General features: G+C 70.5%; 19 protein-coding genes and 1 pseudogene. 13 read left to right on the top strand and 7 right to left on the bottom strand.

Annotated elements, in window-relative coordinates; genetic code table 11:
- Positions 1–26: 26 nt before the first annotated feature.
- Complete coding sequence (locus SSP08S_RS20545) at positions 27–812, bottom strand: IclR family transcriptional regulator (RefSeq protein ID WP_043259578.1); 786 nt, start codon at positions 810–812, stop codon at positions 27–29.
- Between the two features lie 64 nt (positions 813–876).
- On the opposite strand from SSP08S_RS20545, the gene SSP08S_RS20540 reads away from it, so the two are divergent.
- The 10 genes from SSP08S_RS20540 (at position 877) to SSP08S_RS20495 (ending at position 8,528) form a co-directional block, all read left to right on the top strand.
- On the top strand, positions 877–1,644 hold the full coding sequence (locus SSP08S_RS20540) for an SDR family oxidoreductase (RefSeq protein WP_043259555.1): 768 nt from the start codon (positions 877–879) through the stop codon (positions 1,642–1,644).
- A complete protein-coding gene (locus SSP08S_RS20535) occupies positions 1,644–2,147 on the top strand; it encodes a cupin domain-containing protein (RefSeq protein WP_019069505.1) in 504 nt (167 codons plus the stop codon). Before SSP08S_RS20540 ends, SSP08S_RS20535 begins: the two co-directional genes overlap by 1 nt.
- Positions 2,144–3,022: an alpha/beta fold hydrolase gene (locus SSP08S_RS20530; protein WP_019069504.1), complete on the top strand. Its 879-nt coding sequence runs from the start codon at positions 2,144–2,146 to the stop codon at positions 3,020–3,022. Before SSP08S_RS20535 ends, SSP08S_RS20530 begins: the two co-directional genes overlap by 4 nt.
- On the top strand, positions 3,019–3,954 hold the full coding sequence (locus SSP08S_RS20525) for a DODA-type extradiol aromatic ring-opening family dioxygenase (protein WP_019069503.1): 936 nt from the start codon (positions 3,019–3,021) through the stop codon (positions 3,952–3,954). The genes SSP08S_RS20530 and SSP08S_RS20525 overlap by 4 nt, the downstream gene beginning before the upstream one ends.
- 148 nt (positions 3,955–4,102) lie before the next feature.
- The gene (locus SSP08S_RS20520; protein WP_019069502.1) at positions 4,103–4,561 is read left to right on the top strand and encodes a cupin domain-containing protein; all 459 of its coding nucleotides are present in this window, start codon (positions 4,103–4,105) and stop codon (positions 4,559–4,561) included.
- Between the two features lie 42 nt (positions 4,562–4,603).
- On the top strand, positions 4,604–5,410 hold the full coding sequence (locus SSP08S_RS20515) for an alpha/beta fold hydrolase (RefSeq protein WP_102133381.1): 807 nt from the start codon (positions 4,604–4,606) through the stop codon (positions 5,408–5,410).
- A gap of 43 nt (positions 5,411–5,453) precedes the next feature.
- The gene (locus SSP08S_RS20510; RefSeq protein WP_019069500.1) at positions 5,454–6,200 is read left to right on the top strand and encodes an MBL fold metallo-hydrolase; all 747 of its coding nucleotides are present in this window, start codon (positions 5,454–5,456) and stop codon (positions 6,198–6,200) included.
- Between the two features lie 3 nt (positions 6,201–6,203).
- Entirely contained in the window at positions 6,204–6,581 is a 378-nt protein-coding gene (locus SSP08S_RS20505; protein WP_019069499.1) for a putative quinol monooxygenase, read from the top strand.
- Positions 6,582–6,629: 48 nt separating this feature from the next.
- Positions 6,630–8,129 (top strand): MFS transporter, encoded by a 1,500-nt coding sequence (locus SSP08S_RS20500; RefSeq protein WP_019069498.1) that lies wholly within the window; start codon positions 6,630–6,632, stop codon positions 8,127–8,129.
- Positions 8,130–8,177: 48 nt separating this feature from the next.
- On the top strand, positions 8,178–8,528 hold the full coding sequence (locus SSP08S_RS20495; protein ID WP_019069497.1) for a nuclear transport factor 2 family protein: 351 nt from the start codon (positions 8,178–8,180) through the stop codon (positions 8,526–8,528).
- A 45-nt stretch (positions 8,529–8,573) separates the two neighbouring features.
- Here the strand turns inward: SSP08S_RS20495 and SSP08S_RS20490 are convergent, their stop codons facing one another.
- Positions 8,574–9,266, bottom strand: a complete 693-nt coding sequence (locus tag SSP08S_RS20490) for an SDR family NAD(P)-dependent oxidoreductase (protein ID WP_019069496.1) — start codon at positions 9,264–9,266, stop codon at positions 8,574–8,576.
- A gap of 140 nt (positions 9,267–9,406) precedes the next feature.
- A complete protein-coding gene (locus tag SSP08S_RS20485; RefSeq protein ID WP_019069495.1) occupies positions 9,407–10,240 on the bottom strand; it encodes a helix-turn-helix domain-containing protein in 834 nt (277 codons plus the stop codon).
- Between the two features lie 147 nt (positions 10,241–10,387).
- Between SSP08S_RS20485 and SSP08S_RS20480 the strand changes: the two genes are divergently transcribed.
- The gene (locus tag SSP08S_RS20480; RefSeq protein WP_019069494.1) at positions 10,388–10,711 is read left to right on the top strand and encodes a putative quinol monooxygenase; all 324 of its coding nucleotides are present in this window, start codon (positions 10,388–10,390) and stop codon (positions 10,709–10,711) included.
- 69 nt (positions 10,712–10,780) lie between these two features.
- Here SSP08S_RS20480 and SSP08S_RS64525 read toward each other — a convergent pair.
- The 4 genes and pseudogenes from SSP08S_RS64525 to SSP08S_RS20460 all read right to left on the bottom strand — a co-directional run.
- Positions 10,781–10,888, bottom strand: a pseudogene (locus SSP08S_RS64525) (hypothetical protein); the annotation flags it as partial.
- A gap of 410 nt (positions 10,889–11,298) precedes the next feature.
- The gene (locus SSP08S_RS20470) at positions 11,299–12,078 is read right to left on the bottom strand and encodes a hypothetical protein (RefSeq protein ID WP_019069492.1); all 780 of its coding nucleotides are present in this window, start codon (positions 12,076–12,078) and stop codon (positions 11,299–11,301) included.
- A gap of 142 nt (positions 12,079–12,220) precedes the next feature.
- Positions 12,221–13,189, bottom strand: a complete 969-nt coding sequence (locus SSP08S_RS20465) for an SMP-30/gluconolactonase/LRE family protein (RefSeq protein WP_019069491.1) — start codon at positions 13,187–13,189, stop codon at positions 12,221–12,223.
- 113 nt (positions 13,190–13,302) lie between these two features.
- Complete coding sequence (locus SSP08S_RS20460; RefSeq protein ID WP_026178672.1) at positions 13,303–14,190, bottom strand: helix-turn-helix domain-containing protein; 888 nt, start codon at positions 14,188–14,190, stop codon at positions 13,303–13,305.
- A 149-nt stretch (positions 14,191–14,339) separates the two neighbouring features.
- Here SSP08S_RS20460 and SSP08S_RS20455 point away from each other — a divergent pair, with 149 nt between their 5' ends.
- Positions 14,340–15,494, top strand: a complete 1,155-nt coding sequence (locus SSP08S_RS20455) for a PucR family transcriptional regulator (protein ID WP_063739175.1) — start codon at positions 14,340–14,342, stop codon at positions 15,492–15,494.
- Positions 15,495–15,647: 153 nt separating this feature from the next.
- Complete coding sequence (locus SSP08S_RS20450) at positions 15,648–16,469, top strand: class I SAM-dependent methyltransferase (RefSeq protein WP_019069488.1); 822 nt, start codon at positions 15,648–15,650, stop codon at positions 16,467–16,469.
- Positions 16,470–16,550: the final 81 nt, after the last annotated feature.

Genomic DNA, 16,550 nt, shown 5'->3' with positions numbered 1-16,550 from the left:
ACCGAGTCCCATGGGCTGGGACGATTTCAGCAGCGGATGCTGTAGGCCCGGGAGGCCGCCGCGGCGGCGAGCCGCACGGCCGGCCCGGCCCGGTCGGTGCGGACCAGCGCGGTGGGACCGGTGACGGACAGGGCGGCGGCGACGTGGCCGTCCGGGCCGAAGATCGGGGCGGCCACGCAGCTCACGCCGATGTTGCCCTCCTCGCGTTCGACTGCCCAGCCCCTGGCCGGCACGGCAGTCAGTTCGCGGATTACGGCGACCTTGGTGGTCAGGGTGCGCGGAGTGCGCGGCGGCATGTCGGCGTCGAGCACCGCCTCGATGGTGGCCGGGTCGCTGTAGGCGAGGATCGCCCGGCCCAGCGCCGAGCAGTACGCCGGGATGATCCCGCCGACCTGGGAGAGCATCGGCATCGGGCGATGGCCGGTGATCTTCTCGACGACCAGGATCTGCGTGCCTTCCAGGACGCCGAGTTGGACGGTGATCCGGGTCGCGCTGTGCAGGTCCTGGAGGTAGGGAAGCACGGCCTCCCGCAGTTCGAGCCGGATCGGCGCCAGGCTCGCGATCTCGAACAGCCGGTTGCCGATCCGGTAGTGGCCCTGGGGTTTGTCCAGCCAGCCGAGCCGGATCATCCGCTCGGCGGTGCGGTGCGTGGTCGACCGGGGCAGCCCGCAGCGGGCCACGAGCGCGGAGAGGGTCAGCTCGCGGTGTGCCGCGTCGAAGGCGCCGAGGATCGCCGCCGCGCGCTCCAGGCCCTTGGTCTCCGTCGCGCCGTCCCGCGCAGTGGGACTCGTCCCTTGTTCTCCGGGGCTCATGCCGGTCACGCTAAGGCCCTCCCGCTCCGCGGACAAGGAGCGGATTCAGGAGGATGCCCACATCATGCGGACAGCATTGGTCGGCGGCGGTTCCAGCGGTATCGGCCACGCGATCGCCGAGCGCCTGGCGGGTGCGGGCGACCGGGTGGTGATCACCGGTCGGCACGCCGACGCCCTCGAAGCCGCGGCCGTCCAACTCGGCGGCATCGTCGGCGAAGTGCACGCCCTGGTGAGCGACATGGCCGACCCCGCCTCGGCAGCGGCGGCGATGGAAGAGGTCGAGCACCGCCACGGCGGCCTCGACGTCCTCGTGCTCAACGCCGGGGGTCCACCGCCCGGTGGGATCCTCGACCTCGACGACACGCGCTGGCGGGAGGCGTCCGAGCTGTTGCTGCTCGGCCCGCTGCGGCTGGCCCGCCTGGCGATGCCGGGCATGGCGAAGCGCGGCTTCGGGCGGGTCGTGTTCGTGACGTCCACCGCGGTGCGCCAGCCCCAGTCCGACCTGGCCGCGTCCGTGGTGCTGCGTTCCGCGGTCACGGCCGCAGCCAAGCTGCTCTCCCTGGAGTTCGCGGCCCAGGGTGTCACCGTCAACTGCGTTGCTCCCGGCGCCACTTCGACTGAACGCCGTACGCAGATCCTGACCAACCGGGCACGCGCAACACACCAGGGATTCGACGAACTCGACGCGCAGGACCTCGCGCGCATTCCGGCCGGGCGCGCCGCGCGGCCGGCGGAGATCGCGGCGGCCGTGGCGTTCCTGGCCTCCGACGAGGCGGCGTACATCAACGGGACCGTACTCACGGTCGACGGCGGAAGGACGGAGACGATCTGATGGCGGCATCGGGATCCCGCTTCACCATGGCCGATTTCCTCGGCTCGCTCCACGACACCGTGCGGCCCGGCGCCGCGCGGCCGGTCGTCGTGCACGCCGACGAGCTCGTGCCGCTGCCGGCCGACCAGGTGCACAACCCGACCGTGCTGGCGATCGCCGGTCTGCTGCCGACGGCCACCTTCGAACTCTTCCGGCAGACCATCCCGCCGGGCCTGAGCTCGGACATGCAGCGCCATCACCACGAGACCGTGCATTTCGTCATCAGCGGGAACGGCCACAGCGAGATCGAGGACGACACCGAGCCCTGGGCCGCCGGCGACTTCATCTACACCCCGCCCTGGACCTGGCACCGCCACTACAACGACTCGGAGACCGAGCCGGTCGAGTTCCTGACCATCGAGAACTCCCGCCTGCTGAACCTGCTGGGCGTCGGACGCCGGCAGAGCGCGGGCCTGGCCACGGTCGCCGAGGCCCGCGCACGATTCAAGGAGGAGCAGGCATGAGCCCGCTGCCCGCCCACATCGGCATCTGGGGCGAACTGTCCGACGTGGAGCACGAGTTGCGCTTCGTCGACGTCGCGAGCGTCCGTACCCGCGTCCTGCGCGCGGGAGTCGGCCCCGACCTGCTCCTCCTGCACGGCACCGGCGGCCACTTGGAGGCCTACGCCCGGGACATCGCCGGGCTGGCCGCCGACTTCCGTGTCACCGCCTACGACATGGTCGGCCACGGCTGGTCCGACCTCCCCGACCGGCCTTACACGATCGACGTGCTCTCCGATCACCTCGTCGGCCTGATGGACGCGCTGGGGATCGACTCGGCACACCTGTCCGGCGAATCGCTCGGCGGCTGGGTCACCGCATGGACCGCGGCCTACCACCCCGACCGCGTCGAACGGCTCGTGCTCAACACCCCCGGGAACATCGCCAACAAGCCCGAGGTGATGGTCCGGATGCGCGAGAGCACCCTGGCCGCCGTACAGGACCCGAGTGACGAAACCGTGCGCCGCCGCGTCGAGTTCCTCTTCCACGACACCTCGATGGTCACCGACGAGCTGGTGAACCTGCGACGCGCCGTCTACAGCCGCCCCGGCTTCCTGCGCGCGATCGAGAACACGCTGGTGCTGCAAGACCCCGAAATACGCAGGGAGTTCGCCTGGGACCCCGCCTGGGTCGGCGGGATCACCGCGCCCACCCTGCTGCTGTGGACCGACCACGACCCGACCGGCGGACTCGACGAGGCGGCGCTCCTCCGGAGCTGGCTGCCCGACGCCCGCCTGCACGTGATCGAGGGCGCGGGTCACTGGCCGCAGTGGGAGAAGCCTGACGAATTCCTGCGCGCCCACCGCGACTTCCTGCTGCTCGGCAAGGACCCGGTATGAGCGAGATCATCGGCATGGTCGCCCTGTCCCACTCCCCCTTCGCCACCCTGCTGCCGCCCGCCGGCCCCGAGCAGCCCGGCGGCCGGTTCCTCGCCGAGGCGGCCCGGCTCTCCCGTACGGTGGCGCGGCTCGCGCCCGACGCCGTCGTGGTCGTCGGACCCGACCACTTCCACGGGAACTTCTACGACGCGATGCCGCCGTTCCTCATCGGTGTCGAGCACGCGGTCGGGTTCGGCGACTTCGGCAGCCGGTCGGGCCCCCTGCCCGTCGCCGGCGAACTGGCGTGGTCCGTGTACGACGGGCTCACCCGCGCGGGCTTCGACCTGTCGCTGTCCTACTCGCTGACGGTCGATCACGGACTCGTGCAGAGCTACGAGATGGTCTGCGGCGGCGCGGAGATACCGATGGTGCCGCTCGTCGTGAACACCGCCGCTCCCCCGCTGCCGGCCATGGAGCGCTGCATCGGCTTCGGCCGGGCCCTGGGCGACGCCCTGCGCGACGGTGCCGGCACCGGCCGGGTGCTGGTCATCGCGAGCGGCGGGCTCTCCCACTGGCTGCCCAGCAACGACCCCCGCGATCCGGCGATGGCCGAGGAGCGCCGGCACGCGGTGATCCACGGGCGCGAAGCCCCCCGCGCCCTCTCCGTCGAACGCGAGCACCGGGTGCGGGCAATGGGCGGCAACCGGGACGCCCACGTCAACAGCGGGTGGGACCGCTGGTTCCTCAAGCAGTTGGGGACCGGAGAGTCCCGGCCGGTCGCGGCCCTCGGCGACGCAGGTCTTGAGGAGCAGGCGGGCAGCGGCGGCCACGAGATCCGCACCTGGCTGATCGGGCACGCCGCGGTACAGGCACCGCTGGTGTGGACCGCGTACGAACCGGTCCCGGAATGGATCACCGGCATGGGCCTCGGCGCCACCTTCGAGGTGCGCTGAGGGACCAGGGCCCGCGGGCGGCCACGGCCGCAAGCTGAAACAGGCATGCCCTCGTAATGAGAGTTCACTTGCATAAAGAGAGTCGACCGTCTAAGTTCATGAGAGCCAACCCCAATAAACACAGTGGTCTCTCTCCCCGGAGGTTCAGATGACGGACGTCTCAGTGGTCGGCCCGGACGACGGTGAGTCGATCCGGCTCGGCCCGACCCTGATGCGGATCCTCGAGGACGGCACCACGACCGACCACCGCCTCGGCATCGGGGAGATCACGCTCGCCCCGCACACCGACGGTCCGCCGCAGCACCGGCACGCCCGGCACGACGAGGGCTTCTACGTCGTCTCCGGCGCGGCCCGGTTCACCGTCGGCGAGACCGTGTACGACGCGCCCGCCGGAACACTGGTCATGATCCCGCCCGGCGCCCCGCACACCTTCGCCAACCCGACCGACGGCATCACGGTCCTGCTCAACACGTTCACCCCGGACCTGTACGTCAACTACTTCCGGGACCTGCGCGACATGATCGCCGGCGGCCGGCCGCTCACCGCCGAGGCGACGGTCGAGGCGATGAGCCGCTACTCCACCGAACCGTCCACCGACTTCGCCTGAACACCCGCAACTGCAACTGCACCTGCAATGAAGGAGAAGACCGTGGGAATCACCACTCAGTACACCGTCGACCTCGACGAAGTCGGCCCGGTCGAGGTGTCCGTGGCCGCATACGGTTCAGGACAGCCGTTCCTGCTGCTGCACGGCGGAGCCGGCCCGCAGTCGGTGACAGGGTTCGCCGAGAAGTTCGCCGCCGCTCACGACGTGCGCGTGCTGGTCCCGACCCACCCGGGCTTCGGTGGCACCGTACGACCCGAGTCACTGACCTCCGTCCCGGGCCTGGCCGCGCTCTACGGCGCGCTGCTGGACCAGCTCGACCTGACCGACGTGACCGTCGTCGGCAACTCGATCGGCGGCTGGATCACCGCCGAGATCGCGCTGCTGAAGTCGCCCCGGGTCAGCGGCATCGTCCTGGTCGACGCGGTCGGGATCGAGGTGTCCGGCCACCCGGTGGCCGACTTCTTCTCCCTGACCATGGATCAGGTCTTCGAGCTCAGCTTCCACGATCCCGAGCCCTTCCGTGTCGACCCCGCGACCCTGCCCCCGGCGGCGCAGGCGATCGCCGCAGGCAACCGGGCCGCGATCGCCGTCTACGCGGGCTCCGCCATGACCGACCCCACCCTCCTCGGGCGTCTCGGGTCCCTGGAGATCCCCACCCTCGTGCTGTGGGGCGAGAGCGACGGGATCGTCGACGTCGACTACGGGCGCGCCTACGCCGCCGCGATCCCCATGGCCCGGTTCCAACTGCTCCCCGGCACGGGCCACTCCCCGCAGCTGGAGACCCCCGACCAGGTCGACCACGCGATCTGGGACAGCGCCGACACGGACTTCTCCGCCTTCGCCCGCTGAGCCGGGACCACCTGCCGACCCCGCCCCCCACGGAGACCCCGCCATGCCCAAGACCGCGGTCACCCGCATCACGCACAGCTGCCACCTGATCGAAATAGGCGGCCGCACCTTCCTGACCGACCCGTGGTTCAGTACCCGGCCCGGCTACTACCAGGGCGAGCCGATCGCGATCGGCATCCCCGACCTGCCCCGGCTCGACGGCGTACTGATCAGCCACGAGCACTACGACCACTGCGACCTGGACGCCTTCGCCGCGTACCGGGACCGGGCGGTCCCGCTGTTCGTCGCCGGGACCGTTGTCGAGGCGGCGCGCAAGCACGGCTTCACGAACGTCACGGCCCTCGCGCCCTGGCAGGAGGCCGAGGTCGGCGGCGTCACGATCACGGCGACCCCGGCCGAGCACGGTGTCTACGAGGTCACCTTCGTCCTGCGCTCAGGCTCCGACGCGGTGTACTTCGCCGGCGACACCCTGCTCATCCCCGAACTGGCCGAGATCCCCGAGCGGTTGGGGCACATCTCCGTCGCCCTGCTGCCCACCAACGGCCTGCACATCCGGCCGGCCGACGACATGCAGGTCGTCATGAACGCCGACGAGGCGGCCGAACTGACCGCCGTCCTCAAGCCCGAACTGGCCGTCCCGCACCACTACGCCTTCACCAAGGGCTTCCTGGGCGACCGGTTGATCACCCGCAGCGACAAGAACCCGCTGCGCTACCAGGACGCGGTGCGCGACCTGGCCCCCGGGACCAGCGTCCGCATCGTCGAACCCGGCATCAGGATCGAGCTCTGAACCATGCCCGACACCGAGGACTTCCTCAGCGCGAGCCTCGCCCACGACAACCTCCAGGTCGACGCGGAGGACCCGAACCCCCGCCCGATGATCGCCGTTCTGGACGCCAGGCCCGGTCTGAGGGACAGCCTCTGCGCGAGGATCGTCGAACTCGTCCGCGAGGTGCGCCGCGAACCCGGCTGCGTGACCTTCACCGCCTACGAAGCGCGTGATGTAGCCGGCCGGTTCTACCTCTACGAGGTCTACACCGACGCCGCCGCGTTCGACGCCCACCTCCGCACCGAGCACGTCCACCGCTTCATCTCCGCCATACCCGAACTCAGCACCGGCGGCCCCGAAAGCCTCGTACAACTCGACGAACTCCTCGTCGACCAGCCGTAGTCGGGGACTTCTCCGGCACCCACGCCACCGCCCACAGAGAGGATGGACATGACGACGCACGAGTCCCTGGCCGACGGCAACCGTCGGCGGGCGGGCGTGATTCTGGCCGTGTGCTGCCTGAGCCTGCTGATCACCGCCCTGGACACCACCGCCGTGAACGTCGCCCTGCCTGCCGTCGGCCACGATCTGCGCGCCTCGGTGAGCGGCCTGCAGTGGACCGTGGACGGCTACACCCTGGTCGTCGCCGCCTTCATGATGCTCGCCGGATCCACCGCCGACCGGATCGGACGGCGCCGGGTGTTCCAGGCCGGACTGACCCTGTTCACCGTCGGCTCGCTGGCCTGCTCCCTGGCCCCGACCCTGGGCTGGCTGATCGCCTTCCGTGTCACCCAGGGGCTGGGCGCCAGCATGCTCAACCCGGTCGCCCTGTCGATCATCACCCACGCCTTCCCCGATCCCCGCGAGCGCGCCCGCGCGATCGGGCTGTGGGGCACCACGGTCGGCCTGTCGCTGGCCGCCGGCCCGGTGGTCGGCGGCCTGCTCGTCGCCTCGGCCGGCTGGCGCTCGATCTTCTGGATCAACATCCCGATCGGGCTGGCCGCCCTGGCGCTCACCGCGGTGTTCGTTCCCGAGTCCAGGGCCGCGACAGCACGACGGCCGGACCCGGTCGGCCAGTTGCTGGTCGTCACGATCCTCATCTCGCTGATCTTCGCGATCATCGAGGGCTCCCGGCAGGGCTACGGCAGCGTCCACATCATCGCCCTGTTCGCCCTGTCGGCGGCCGCGGTCGTGGCGCTGCCCGGCTACGAACGACGCCGTGAACAGCCGTTGGTCGACCCGGTGTTCTTCCGCTCCGTCCCGTTCACCGGCTCCTTCGTCGCCGCCGTCACCGCGTTCCTCGTCCTGTCCGGCTTCCTGTTCCTCAACACGCTGTATCTGCAGGACGTGCGCGGCTACAGCGCACTGCACGCCGGCCTGCTGACCATGCCGCTGGCCGTCGGCACCGCGATCGCCTCGCCGCTGTCCGGGCGCCTCACCGCCCTGCGCGGTCCACGCCCGCCACTGGTCGCCGCGGGCCTGCTGATCGCCGCCGCGACACTGACCCTGACCACACTCACACCGACCACCCCATGGGCGGTCCTGCTCATCGCCTACGTACTCCTCGGCATCGGATTCGGCCTGGTCAACGCGCCGATCACCAGCACCGCCGTGGCCGGTATGCCACGCGCCCAGGCCGGGGTCTCCGCCGCGATCACCACCACCGGACGTCAGGTCGGCAACAACCTCGGCGTCGCCGTCCTGGGCGCGATCGTCACCGCACGCACCCAGTCCCCGGGCCGAGCCGGATTCGCCGCCGCCAGCCATCCCGCCTGGTGGATCCTGACCGCATGCGGCCTGCTGATCGCGGTGATGGGCCTGGCCACCACCACGCCCCGCGCCACCGCCACCGCCGCCCGGGTCGCCGCACGCTTCCCGACCGATCCCGCGCCCGATCCCACGACCGCCTCGAGCGGCACGCCCGGCGTCCGCGACGGCACACCGGCGTGATGCCACGCCAGTCCGCATCCCAACTCCGCTCGCACGAAAGGAAGTTGCGTGTCCACGTTCCTCGACGACCTGCAGAAGGCGATCTCTGCGCACGATCTTGAGGCACTGGTCTCCTGTTTCACGGAGGACTACCGCTGTGACATGCCGACCCACCCGGCACGCGGTTTCGTAGGACAGGAAGTCGTCCGCAGCAACTGGGCCGGCCTCTTCGCCCGTGTGCCGGACATCGAGGCGCGCGTACTGCGGGCAGTCGAGGACGGCGACGTCATCTGGAGCGAGTGGGAGATGTCCGGCACGACTGTCGACGGAACGCCCCAGGTGATGAGGGGTGTCGTCATCGTCCGCACCGAGGGCGACCGGGCCTCGCAGGCGAACTTCTACCTGGACCCCGTCGACTAGGGCCCGGCGCGCCGGGGGTCGGCCGGACCTGGGCTCGGGGCAGGTTCACCACGGGAGGTTCCCGGACCGGTCGACGAACCGGCCCGTCGGTCCGTCCGGGCCGAGCGTCGCGAGGGTCACGATGGACTCCGCGCCGTCGGCGACGCTGTGTCCGAGGCCGCCGGTGAAGTCGGTCGCGGTCTGCCCGGGGTCCGCGGCGTTGACCTTCACGTCCTTCAGTTCCTTGGCGTACTGCGTCGTGAGCATCGTGACCGCGGCCTTCGAGGCGCAGTAGAGGGGCAGGGCGTACTGCGACTCGATCCGCGCCGGGTCCTGGGTCATGCCGAAGGAGCCCATCCCGCTGGACACGTTGACGATGACGGGGTTCGGCGATGTGCGCAGCAGCGGGAGGAAGGCGTGCGTGACACGCACGATCCCGACGACGTTCACGTCGAGCACGGCGCTCATGTCGGCCGCGGTGTACTCCTCGACGGGGCCGACCTTGCCGAGGACGCTGGCGTTGTTGACCAGGACGTCGACCGTTCCCTCGTGCGCGGCGACATCCGCGGCGGCGGCCCGGACCGAGTCGTCGTCGGTCACGTCGATCCGGACGAACCGGGCGCCGAGCGAATCGGCCGCGGCCCGACCGCGCTCAGGGTCGCGGGCACCGAGGAGGACGGTGTGCCCCGCCTCGACGAGGCGACGAGCGGTTTCAAGACCGAGGGACTTGTTGGCCCCGGTGATGAATGTGGTGGTCATGCGGGCTCCTCCTGACTCCGAACAGCACGGTCGTGCGCTGTTCACGCACTTCATGCTGGGTCGTCGGGAAGGACGGCGGGAGCTACGGGACTTCCTGGTACGGCGCGTACCACCCGGTGGGCCGGGCGGAACTGGGGGTTTCATCCCTGCGGAGTCATCCTCTGGACCCCGATGGCCGCGAGGAATTCGAGTTTGCTGCCGGCGTCGGTGCCCGGCTGCGGCGTGTACACCACGAGGCGGAGGTTCGTGTCCTGGGTGGCGAGGATGTCGGAGGTCAGGGCGATGTCCCCGACGTCCGGGTGCTGAACGAGTTTGTGGGCGCTCTGGTGACCGCCCACCGCTCGGCGGCTCCACAACTCGCCGAACCGTGGGCTGAGGTTCAGCCTCGACACCAGCGCCGCGAGGTCGGGATCCTCGGGGTATCGGCTCGTCGTGGCGCGCAGGTCGGCGACGAGGGACTCCTCGAACGCCGCCCGCTCGGCCGCCGTCTGCCGGACCCGGGGCAGCTCACCCAGGAACTGCCAGACCAGGACGTTGCGGTCGCCCACACCGTGGACCGTGGGATCGCCGAACGTGGCCGCGAACAGCGGATTCCAGTGCAGCAACTGCCAGGTGGCGTCGTAGATCGCCAACGGATTGGCGGCGAGCTGGTCCACGATCCGGTACAGACTCTCCGGGATCATGCGCGGAATCCGGGTCGGATCCGCCGCGTGGCCGGCCATGCGCAAAAGGTGCGCGTGCTCGTCGTCGGACAGGTGCAGTGCGCGGGCCAGGGCCGAGCAGACCTGCGCCGAGGGCGTCGCCACCCGTCCCTGCTCCAGCCGGACCACGTACTCGACCGAGATACCGGCCAGCGTCGCCAGCTCCGCGCGCCGCAGTCCGGGGACCCGACGGGGTGAGCCGTGGGCGAAGCCCACGGTCGCGGGGTCCAGCCGGTCCCGCCACGACCGCAGCGCCGCACCGAGTTGATCCATGCACACCATCCTCCCGCACACCCCGCCCCGCCGGGTGGTACGCGCTGTACCACGAAGACCCGTAGCTCCCGCCGTCGCTCCCCGGGGCCCAGTGTCGAGTCGTGAACGGCGCACAACGACGCTGTTCGGAGTCCAGGAGGAGCAAGCATGACCACCACGTCCAACCACTACGTCACCGTGCTCTGGGAAGCCCGGGCCAGATCCGGGAAGGAAGCCGCGATGAAGGCGTTCATGACAGCCGCCGTCACCGCGTCACGCCACGACACGGGCAACATCGACTACGAGGCCCACCAGGTCGAGGGAGAACCGGGCACGTTCGTCGTCTTCGAGCGCTGGGAGAGCCGCGAGGCCCTCGAAGGCCATCTGAACGCACCCCGCATGCGGGACCTGATACCCCAGCTGCTGGAACTGATGGACGGGAGCATCGAGGACGGGATCCGCTTCCTGCAGCCGTTCCGCCCGGCACGGTAGGCCGCGACGTCGTCCGGCCTGAACACAGGTGAACGTGCCGGTGAGGTTGACCGCCGGCACCCGGTCCCAGGCATCGGGCGTGATGTCGATGACGGAGGCGAACGTCTCGACGCCCGCGCCGGTGACGGTGACGGTGACGGTGATCGGACCGTACGCCTCGCGGACCGCCTGGATCACCGCTGCGACCACACCGCGGTCGGAGACGTCGCAGGCGTAGGCCGTTGCTTCCGCGCCGGTGACGCGCGCCTACGTGGAGGACCTGATCCACCGCTTGGAGGAGCATCCGTCACCGTACGGCTGACAGACCGTCAACTCCGCTGCACGAGCAAGCCTGTTCGGGGTCGGGGGCGCCGCCCACCGCGCGCCCTTCACGCCCATCTCCAGGCGCTCGAAGAGCACGGGTTCGACGCGGCTCCGCAGCCGGTCGATCTCACCGCGAACGGCCGCGGGCAGCTGACCTTTCACTGGACGCCCCGCCACGACTGCGGATTCTCGCCGACGGCTACGGCCTCTGCTGTGTCCCGTGGGTCTGTGCAGCCCACGGGACACAGTCCGCGGAACAGGACTCCTGAGGCGCCGTTCGCCGGCTACGTCAGGTTGAGGGTGTCCCCGGCCGACGCCTTCAGCGAGGTGGTCGTGGTGCCGGGGAAGTACCAGCGCCAGCTGCCTGCCGCCGTGACGGTCACCTTGGTGCTCAGTTGCCCGACGTTGCCCGTCGTGACGGTCCTGACCGTGGCGTAGTGGGCGGCGCCCTTCTTCCTGAACTGGAGCTTGACCTGCTGCCCGGGGAACCCGTGGTACTTGCGGTCCTCCCAGTTGGCCCGCGCCAGCTTGCCGGTGACGGTCACCTTGGCGTTCTTGGCGACCTTCTCCGGTGCGATCACCGTGGTGAGCCGGGCTGCCCGCTTGACCTTGTACTCGGCGATGTGGTCGGAGATCCAGTAGTCGCCGTCGTTCGCCTTGACGGTCGCGTTGACCTGCCAGACGCCGGCGACCTTGTTGGTGTCGATGTCGTCGCTGTCGGCGATCCAGGAAGGATCGACTGTCAGCGTGGCCCGGCATACCGAGGTCGTCGCGCTCTTCTTCGTGCAGGACGAGTCACCGTCCCAGGTCACGAAGGTGTAGGCGTTCGACTTGTTGAAGGTGCTGAGGTCCGTGAGCCCCTTCACCCCCGAGTTGTCCTTGACGGTGATGTCGACCGGGTAGCGGATCGTCTTCGCCGTGCCCACGATGACGTTGCCGCCGCCGTTGACGACGGTCTTCACCACCCGGACATCGCCCCGCCCCTCCGCGTGCGCCCCGGTCGCCGTCACCAGCACCAGGGCCGCAGCCCCGCCGGCCGCGGCCCAGGCCGTTCTGCCTCTCATGGTCCTCCCCTTGTCGTGTGCGTGCCAGGAGAGGCTATGTGATCAGCGCGCTTCCCCGGCCACCCGGCCAGGGCGTGCCGATGAGGTTGCCCACCACCTGGTACGTCTGCCGGGGCGTGATCGAGCGCGGTGACGGTGCCGTCTACCTCCGGTCCAGGTGGGCCAGCAGCAGGTTGGGGTCCTCGGCGGTGACGTAGGCCGCGCTCAGGACGTAGGCCGTGTCACCGCGCAGGGCGATGGAGGTGGGGTTCTGGAGGCCGTCGGCCTTGGTCAGTACGACCGTGTTGCCGATGTGGGGCTCGACGAGGACGACCTCGCTCGAACCGTTGACGGTGGCGAGCAGTTGGTCCCCGCGCCCGGTGAAGGCGAAGTCGTCGATCCCCGGCAGACCGGTGGCCTCGGTGCGGACCCGGCCCGCGCGTCCGTCCCGCAGGACGGGGATGCGTACGACGGTGCCCTGGTCGAGGTTGGTGACCCACAGCGCCCCGCCCCGGATCTTCAGGCCGTTGGCACCGAGGAAGCCGGCCGACGCGAGTTCCGGGGCGGTGGACCAGGCGGTGGGGGTGCCGCCGGAGACGGGCACCTTCCAGACGGTGCCGAGCACGGAGTCGGTGACGTACAGGGAGTGCGAACGGGCGTCCAGCGCAAGGCCGTTGGGCAGTCCGTCCGCCGGCAGCGCGGCGATCCGCTCCGGTGCGCCGCCCGGCCGCAGCCGCCATACGCCGGTGAGGTCGGCGGTGCCGGTGGCGTACAGGAAGTACAGCGTCCCGTCGTGGGCCCGGACGATCCCGGACGTCAGCGCGAAGCCCAGGACGGGGGTGTGGACCCCGCCGTCCGCCGGCGCGGGCAGGGTGGCCAGGATCTGTGTGGCGCCCTTGGGCGAGAGCCGTGCGATCTGGCGGGCGGCGGCGAAGGTGACGTAGGCGCTGCCGTCCGGGGCCAGTGCGATGTTCTCCGGGGTCTGCCCCTCGGCCAGGTCGAAGTGGCGGGCGATCCGCGCGTCGCTCAGCGGCGCGGAGACGGCCGACGCGGGGGCCGGGGACAGCACGGCGGTGGCGGCCGCGACGAGGACGGCCGCGGACAGGGCCGACTTGGTGAGGGTCTTGCGCATGGGTCGGTTCCTTCTTGAGAGATGGATTCGGGCACTGCTTCTGGGCATGCGGCAGCCAGGCGCCGATGCGCGGGTGACATCGAGCGGGCGGCGGTCGACCGCCCCGGACGGGTTCAGTCCGTACTGACCCGGGACCGGTTCGACAGGGACTCGGCCGGTACGGCGGCCTGGGCGAGCAGCGCCAGTGCCGCGCGCGAGGGTGAGCCGGCCGGGGTGGTGGCGACGACGAGGCTGATGCCACGCCCGAGACCGAGGCTCTGCTGCACGACCGTCAGCGGACCCACCAGCGGATGCTGCATGTCGTAGGAGGCGAACATGTGCGACTTGACGCGGTGATCGGCCCACATCGAGGCGAACTCGCCGCTCTTGGCGCTCAGTTCACCCACGAGCGCGTGCAGCGCCGCGTCGTCGGGGAACCGGCCCGCCATCAACCGGAGATTGCCCACCGCGGCCCTGGCCTTGCTCGGCCAGTCCGCGTACAGGTCGCGGGTGTGCGGGTCCAGGAACACCAGCCGGGCCAGGTTGGGGCGCTCGGCCGGCCGGTCCGGGGCCTCGGGGTCGAGGTGCCCGGCGAACAACGCGTGCCCCAGCCGGTTCCACGCCAGCACATCGGCGCACCGGCCCTGCACGATCCCGGGAGTGTCTCCCAGTACGTCCAGGAGCTGGGCGTTCTCCTCCGTCACCCGCTCCGGCGGGAGCCGCCGGCCCCGGGGGCGCTGTCTGCCCGCACGGGCCAGATCGTGCAGATACCGCCGCTCGGGCTCGTCGAGCCGCAGGGCACCGGCCAGCGCGTCCAGCACCTCGGGTGAGGCACTCGGCGACTGGCCCTGTTCCAGCCGCGTGTAGTAGGAGACGCTCACCCCCGCGAGCAGCGCCAGTTCCTCGCGCCGGAGACCGGGCACGCGTCGCCGCTCCCCGTAGGTGCTCACCCCGACGTCCGCAGGACGGAGGTGAGAACGCCGAGCCTTCAGAAAATCCCCGAGCTGCGTTTCTCCGTTCACGGAACTCAGTATGGGCAGCGATCGCGCACGCAGCCTGACCCAACTTCGGGTAGGCAAGGGCGGGTCCGGCTCCCCGGGCCGGCCATGTTCCCGTCACTCCTTGTGAGCGCGCTTGACACCGGCTCGTTGTCGATTCGACAGTGTCGGGCGTGACAGCCTCCGCGGTACGACCGGACGGACATCCGCTGCGCCTGCTCTGCGAATCGCTGCAGTCCCGGCTCGACGAGCTCAGTGTCGAGCTCACCGACGACATCAGACGCGAGATCCCCTCGTACGCGGCCTTTCCGCTCGCCGAGCAGCGCGGGACGGTGCGGGTCCGCCTCGGCTATGTGCTGCGCGGCCTGGCCCTCGATGTGGAACCGACGGCCGAAAATCTGCTGGAGGTGCAGACCGCGTCCCGCAGAAGGGCGTACTACGGTCTGCCCGTCCAGGACGTGCTCGCGACCTTCCATCTCGTCTCCCGCCGGCTGTGGGACGAACTGCGGGCCGCGGCGCGCGGTACGGCGGCCGAGGACACCGCGGTCGAGCTGGTCGCGCCGCTGTGGCTGTGGGTCCAGGCGATGAGTGGTGTCGTGGCGGACGTGTACGCGGACGAGGCCGGGGCGCGCTACGGCCGCGAGGCCGGGCTGCGCCAGCGCTTCCTGGAGCTGCTCCGCACCGGTGGGGCACCGCGCGAGCACACCGCCGAGATCGCCCGTGAGCTGGGCTTCGACCCGGACGGCGAGTTCCAGGCCCTGTGCACGACGGCAGCCGTGTGGTCCGCGGAAGGGCGCCTCGGCCTGTTGCAGCGCGCGGCGCAGCAGGTCGCCGGGAAGGTCTCCTGCGGCCTGAGCGGTGAACTGATGGTCGCCGTCACCCAGCGAAGCGACCCGGCCGACCTCGTCAGCCGCGTGATCAAACTGGGCGGTGACGACGCTCTCGTGGGCGTCGGCCTCGTACGGACCGGGCTCGCCGGCGCGGAGATGAGCATCAGCGACGCCGAGCGCGCCCTGGTGGTCGCCGAACAGGGCGGCCGTGCGACGTCGTTCGAGGACGCCTGGCTGCGGGCGAGCCTCGTCGACAGCCGGGACCGGCTGCTGCCCCTGTTCACGGAGGTCCGCCGGGTCGCGGTCGAACAGCCCCAACTGGCCGAGACCGTCCTCGCGTTCGCCGACTGCGGGCTGTCGCGCGCACATACCGCCGACGCGCTCCAAATCCATGCCAACACGGTGGCCTACCGGCTCGGCCAGTGGCACAAGCTCACCGGCACCGACCCGCGCACCTTCGAGGGCCTGGTGCGCTCGGTCGTCGGCATCACCAGCTGACGTCACGAGTTGACCTCGGCTGTGGAATCCACAGCGAACCGCCCGATCACTCCATGATCACGCCGAAGACCGCCCACCGCCCGATTCCTACACTCCGTAGTTGACGACGTGCCGCGTTCAAGGCACCCCGTAAAACGATGGAATGGATCAGGAATGGTCGAGACGGACCCGGGTTCCTATGTCATGGGAAACAGCTCGGAAGAGGCGGACAGGCTCGGAATACAGGCCTCTCTCTACGACCGCCACACCGAATACCTGTTGCGGACGGCGGGGTTGAAGGAGGGAATGCGTGTCCTCGACGTCGGCTGCGGTACGGGTGAGGTGTCGCTCTGTGCGGCGCGGATCGTCGGCCCGCGCGGCCGGGTCCTCGGCGTCGACATGGAACCGGGGGTCCTGGAGCGCGCACGCGCCAACGCGGCGGCGTCCTCCGCCGGAAACGTCACCTTCGAACAGGACGATCTCTCCGACCTCCGTACCACCGGGCTCTTCGACGCCGTGGTGGGACGGCTGATCCTCATTCACCTCGACGATCCGGCGGCGGTCGTGAAGGAACTGACGCGGCTGGTGCGCCCCGGTGGCGTCATCACCTTCCAGGACTTCAACGTCTCGAGGACGCGCGCCGTCCCCCACGTACCCCTGGTGACGGAGACCGTGGAGTGGATCGCGGCAGCGCTCCGAGAAGGCGGCCGCAACCCCGACATGGGTGAACAACTGGCCCAGGTGCTACGGCAGTCGGGGCTGCCCGAGCCCCGGGTGGCGGTCGCCGTGCCCACCGGCGGGCCCGACTCGGCCGCGGTGACCCTGATCGCCGAGTCGGCGCGCAGTCTGCTGCCGGTGATGGAGCGCGGCGGCATCACCACCGCCCGGGAAGCGGACCTCGACACCCTGCGCGCCCGCATGTCACGCGCCTGCGCGGAGGTCCGGGCGACGGTCTACGTCCCGGAACTCGTGGCCGCCTGGGCCGAGTTGCGCTGACGACGTCAGTCGCTCGACGGCAACTCGCGGAACTGCGCGGCGAGTTCGCTGGGGAGCGGATGCCGAGTTTCGAGTAGACGT

Origin of the sequence: Streptomyces hokutonensis, from assembly GCF_000376565.1 — a bacterium.
Lineage (GTDB): Bacteria > Actinomycetota > Actinomycetes > Streptomycetales > Streptomycetaceae > Streptomyces > Streptomyces hokutonensis.
Note: the sequence above shows the minus strand (reverse complement) of the source record. Positions and strands in the feature narration are given on the sequence as shown.

Coding starts and splice junctions, on each gene's coding strand:
- SSP08S_RS20545 (WP_043259578.1), bottom strand. CDS start 812: ATGAGCCCCGGAGAACAAGGGACGAGTCCCACTGCGCGGGACGGCGCG.
- SSP08S_RS20540 (WP_043259555.1), top strand. CDS start 877: ATGCGGACAGCATTGGTCGGCGGCGGTTCCAGCGGTATCGGCCACGCG.
- SSP08S_RS20535 (WP_019069505.1), top strand. CDS start 1,644: ATGGCGGCATCGGGATCCCGCTTCACCATGGCCGATTTCCTCGGCTCG.
- SSP08S_RS20530 (WP_019069504.1), top strand. CDS start 2,144: ATGAGCCCGCTGCCCGCCCACATCGGCATCTGGGGCGAACTGTCCGAC.
- SSP08S_RS20525 (WP_019069503.1), top strand. CDS start 3,019: ATGAGCGAGATCATCGGCATGGTCGCCCTGTCCCACTCCCCCTTCGCC.
- SSP08S_RS20520 (WP_019069502.1), top strand. CDS start 4,103: ATGACGGACGTCTCAGTGGTCGGCCCGGACGACGGTGAGTCGATCCGG.
- SSP08S_RS20510 (WP_019069500.1), top strand. CDS start 5,454: ATGCCCAAGACCGCGGTCACCCGCATCACGCACAGCTGCCACCTGATC.
- SSP08S_RS20505 (WP_019069499.1), top strand. CDS start 6,204: ATGCCCGACACCGAGGACTTCCTCAGCGCGAGCCTCGCCCACGACAAC.
- SSP08S_RS20500 (WP_019069498.1), top strand. CDS start 6,630: ATGACGACGCACGAGTCCCTGGCCGACGGCAACCGTCGGCGGGCGGGC.
- SSP08S_RS20490 (WP_019069496.1), bottom strand. CDS start 9,266: ATGACCACCACATTCATCACCGGGGCCAACAAGTCCCTCGGTCTTGAA.
- SSP08S_RS20485 (WP_019069495.1), bottom strand. CDS start 10,240: ATGGATCAACTCGGTGCGGCGCTGCGGTCGTGGCGGGACCGGCTGGAC.
- SSP08S_RS20480 (WP_019069494.1), top strand. CDS start 10,388: ATGACCACCACGTCCAACCACTACGTCACCGTGCTCTGGGAAGCCCGG.
- SSP08S_RS20470 (WP_019069492.1), bottom strand. CDS start 12,078: ATGAGAGGCAGAACGGCCTGGGCCGCGGCCGGCGGGGCTGCGGCCCTG.
- SSP08S_RS20465 (WP_019069491.1), bottom strand. CDS start 13,189: ATGCGCAAGACCCTCACCAAGTCGGCCCTGTCCGCGGCCGTCCTCGTC.
- SSP08S_RS20450 (WP_019069488.1), top strand. CDS start 15,648: ATGGTCGAGACGGACCCGGGTTCCTATGTCATGGGAAACAGCTCGGAA.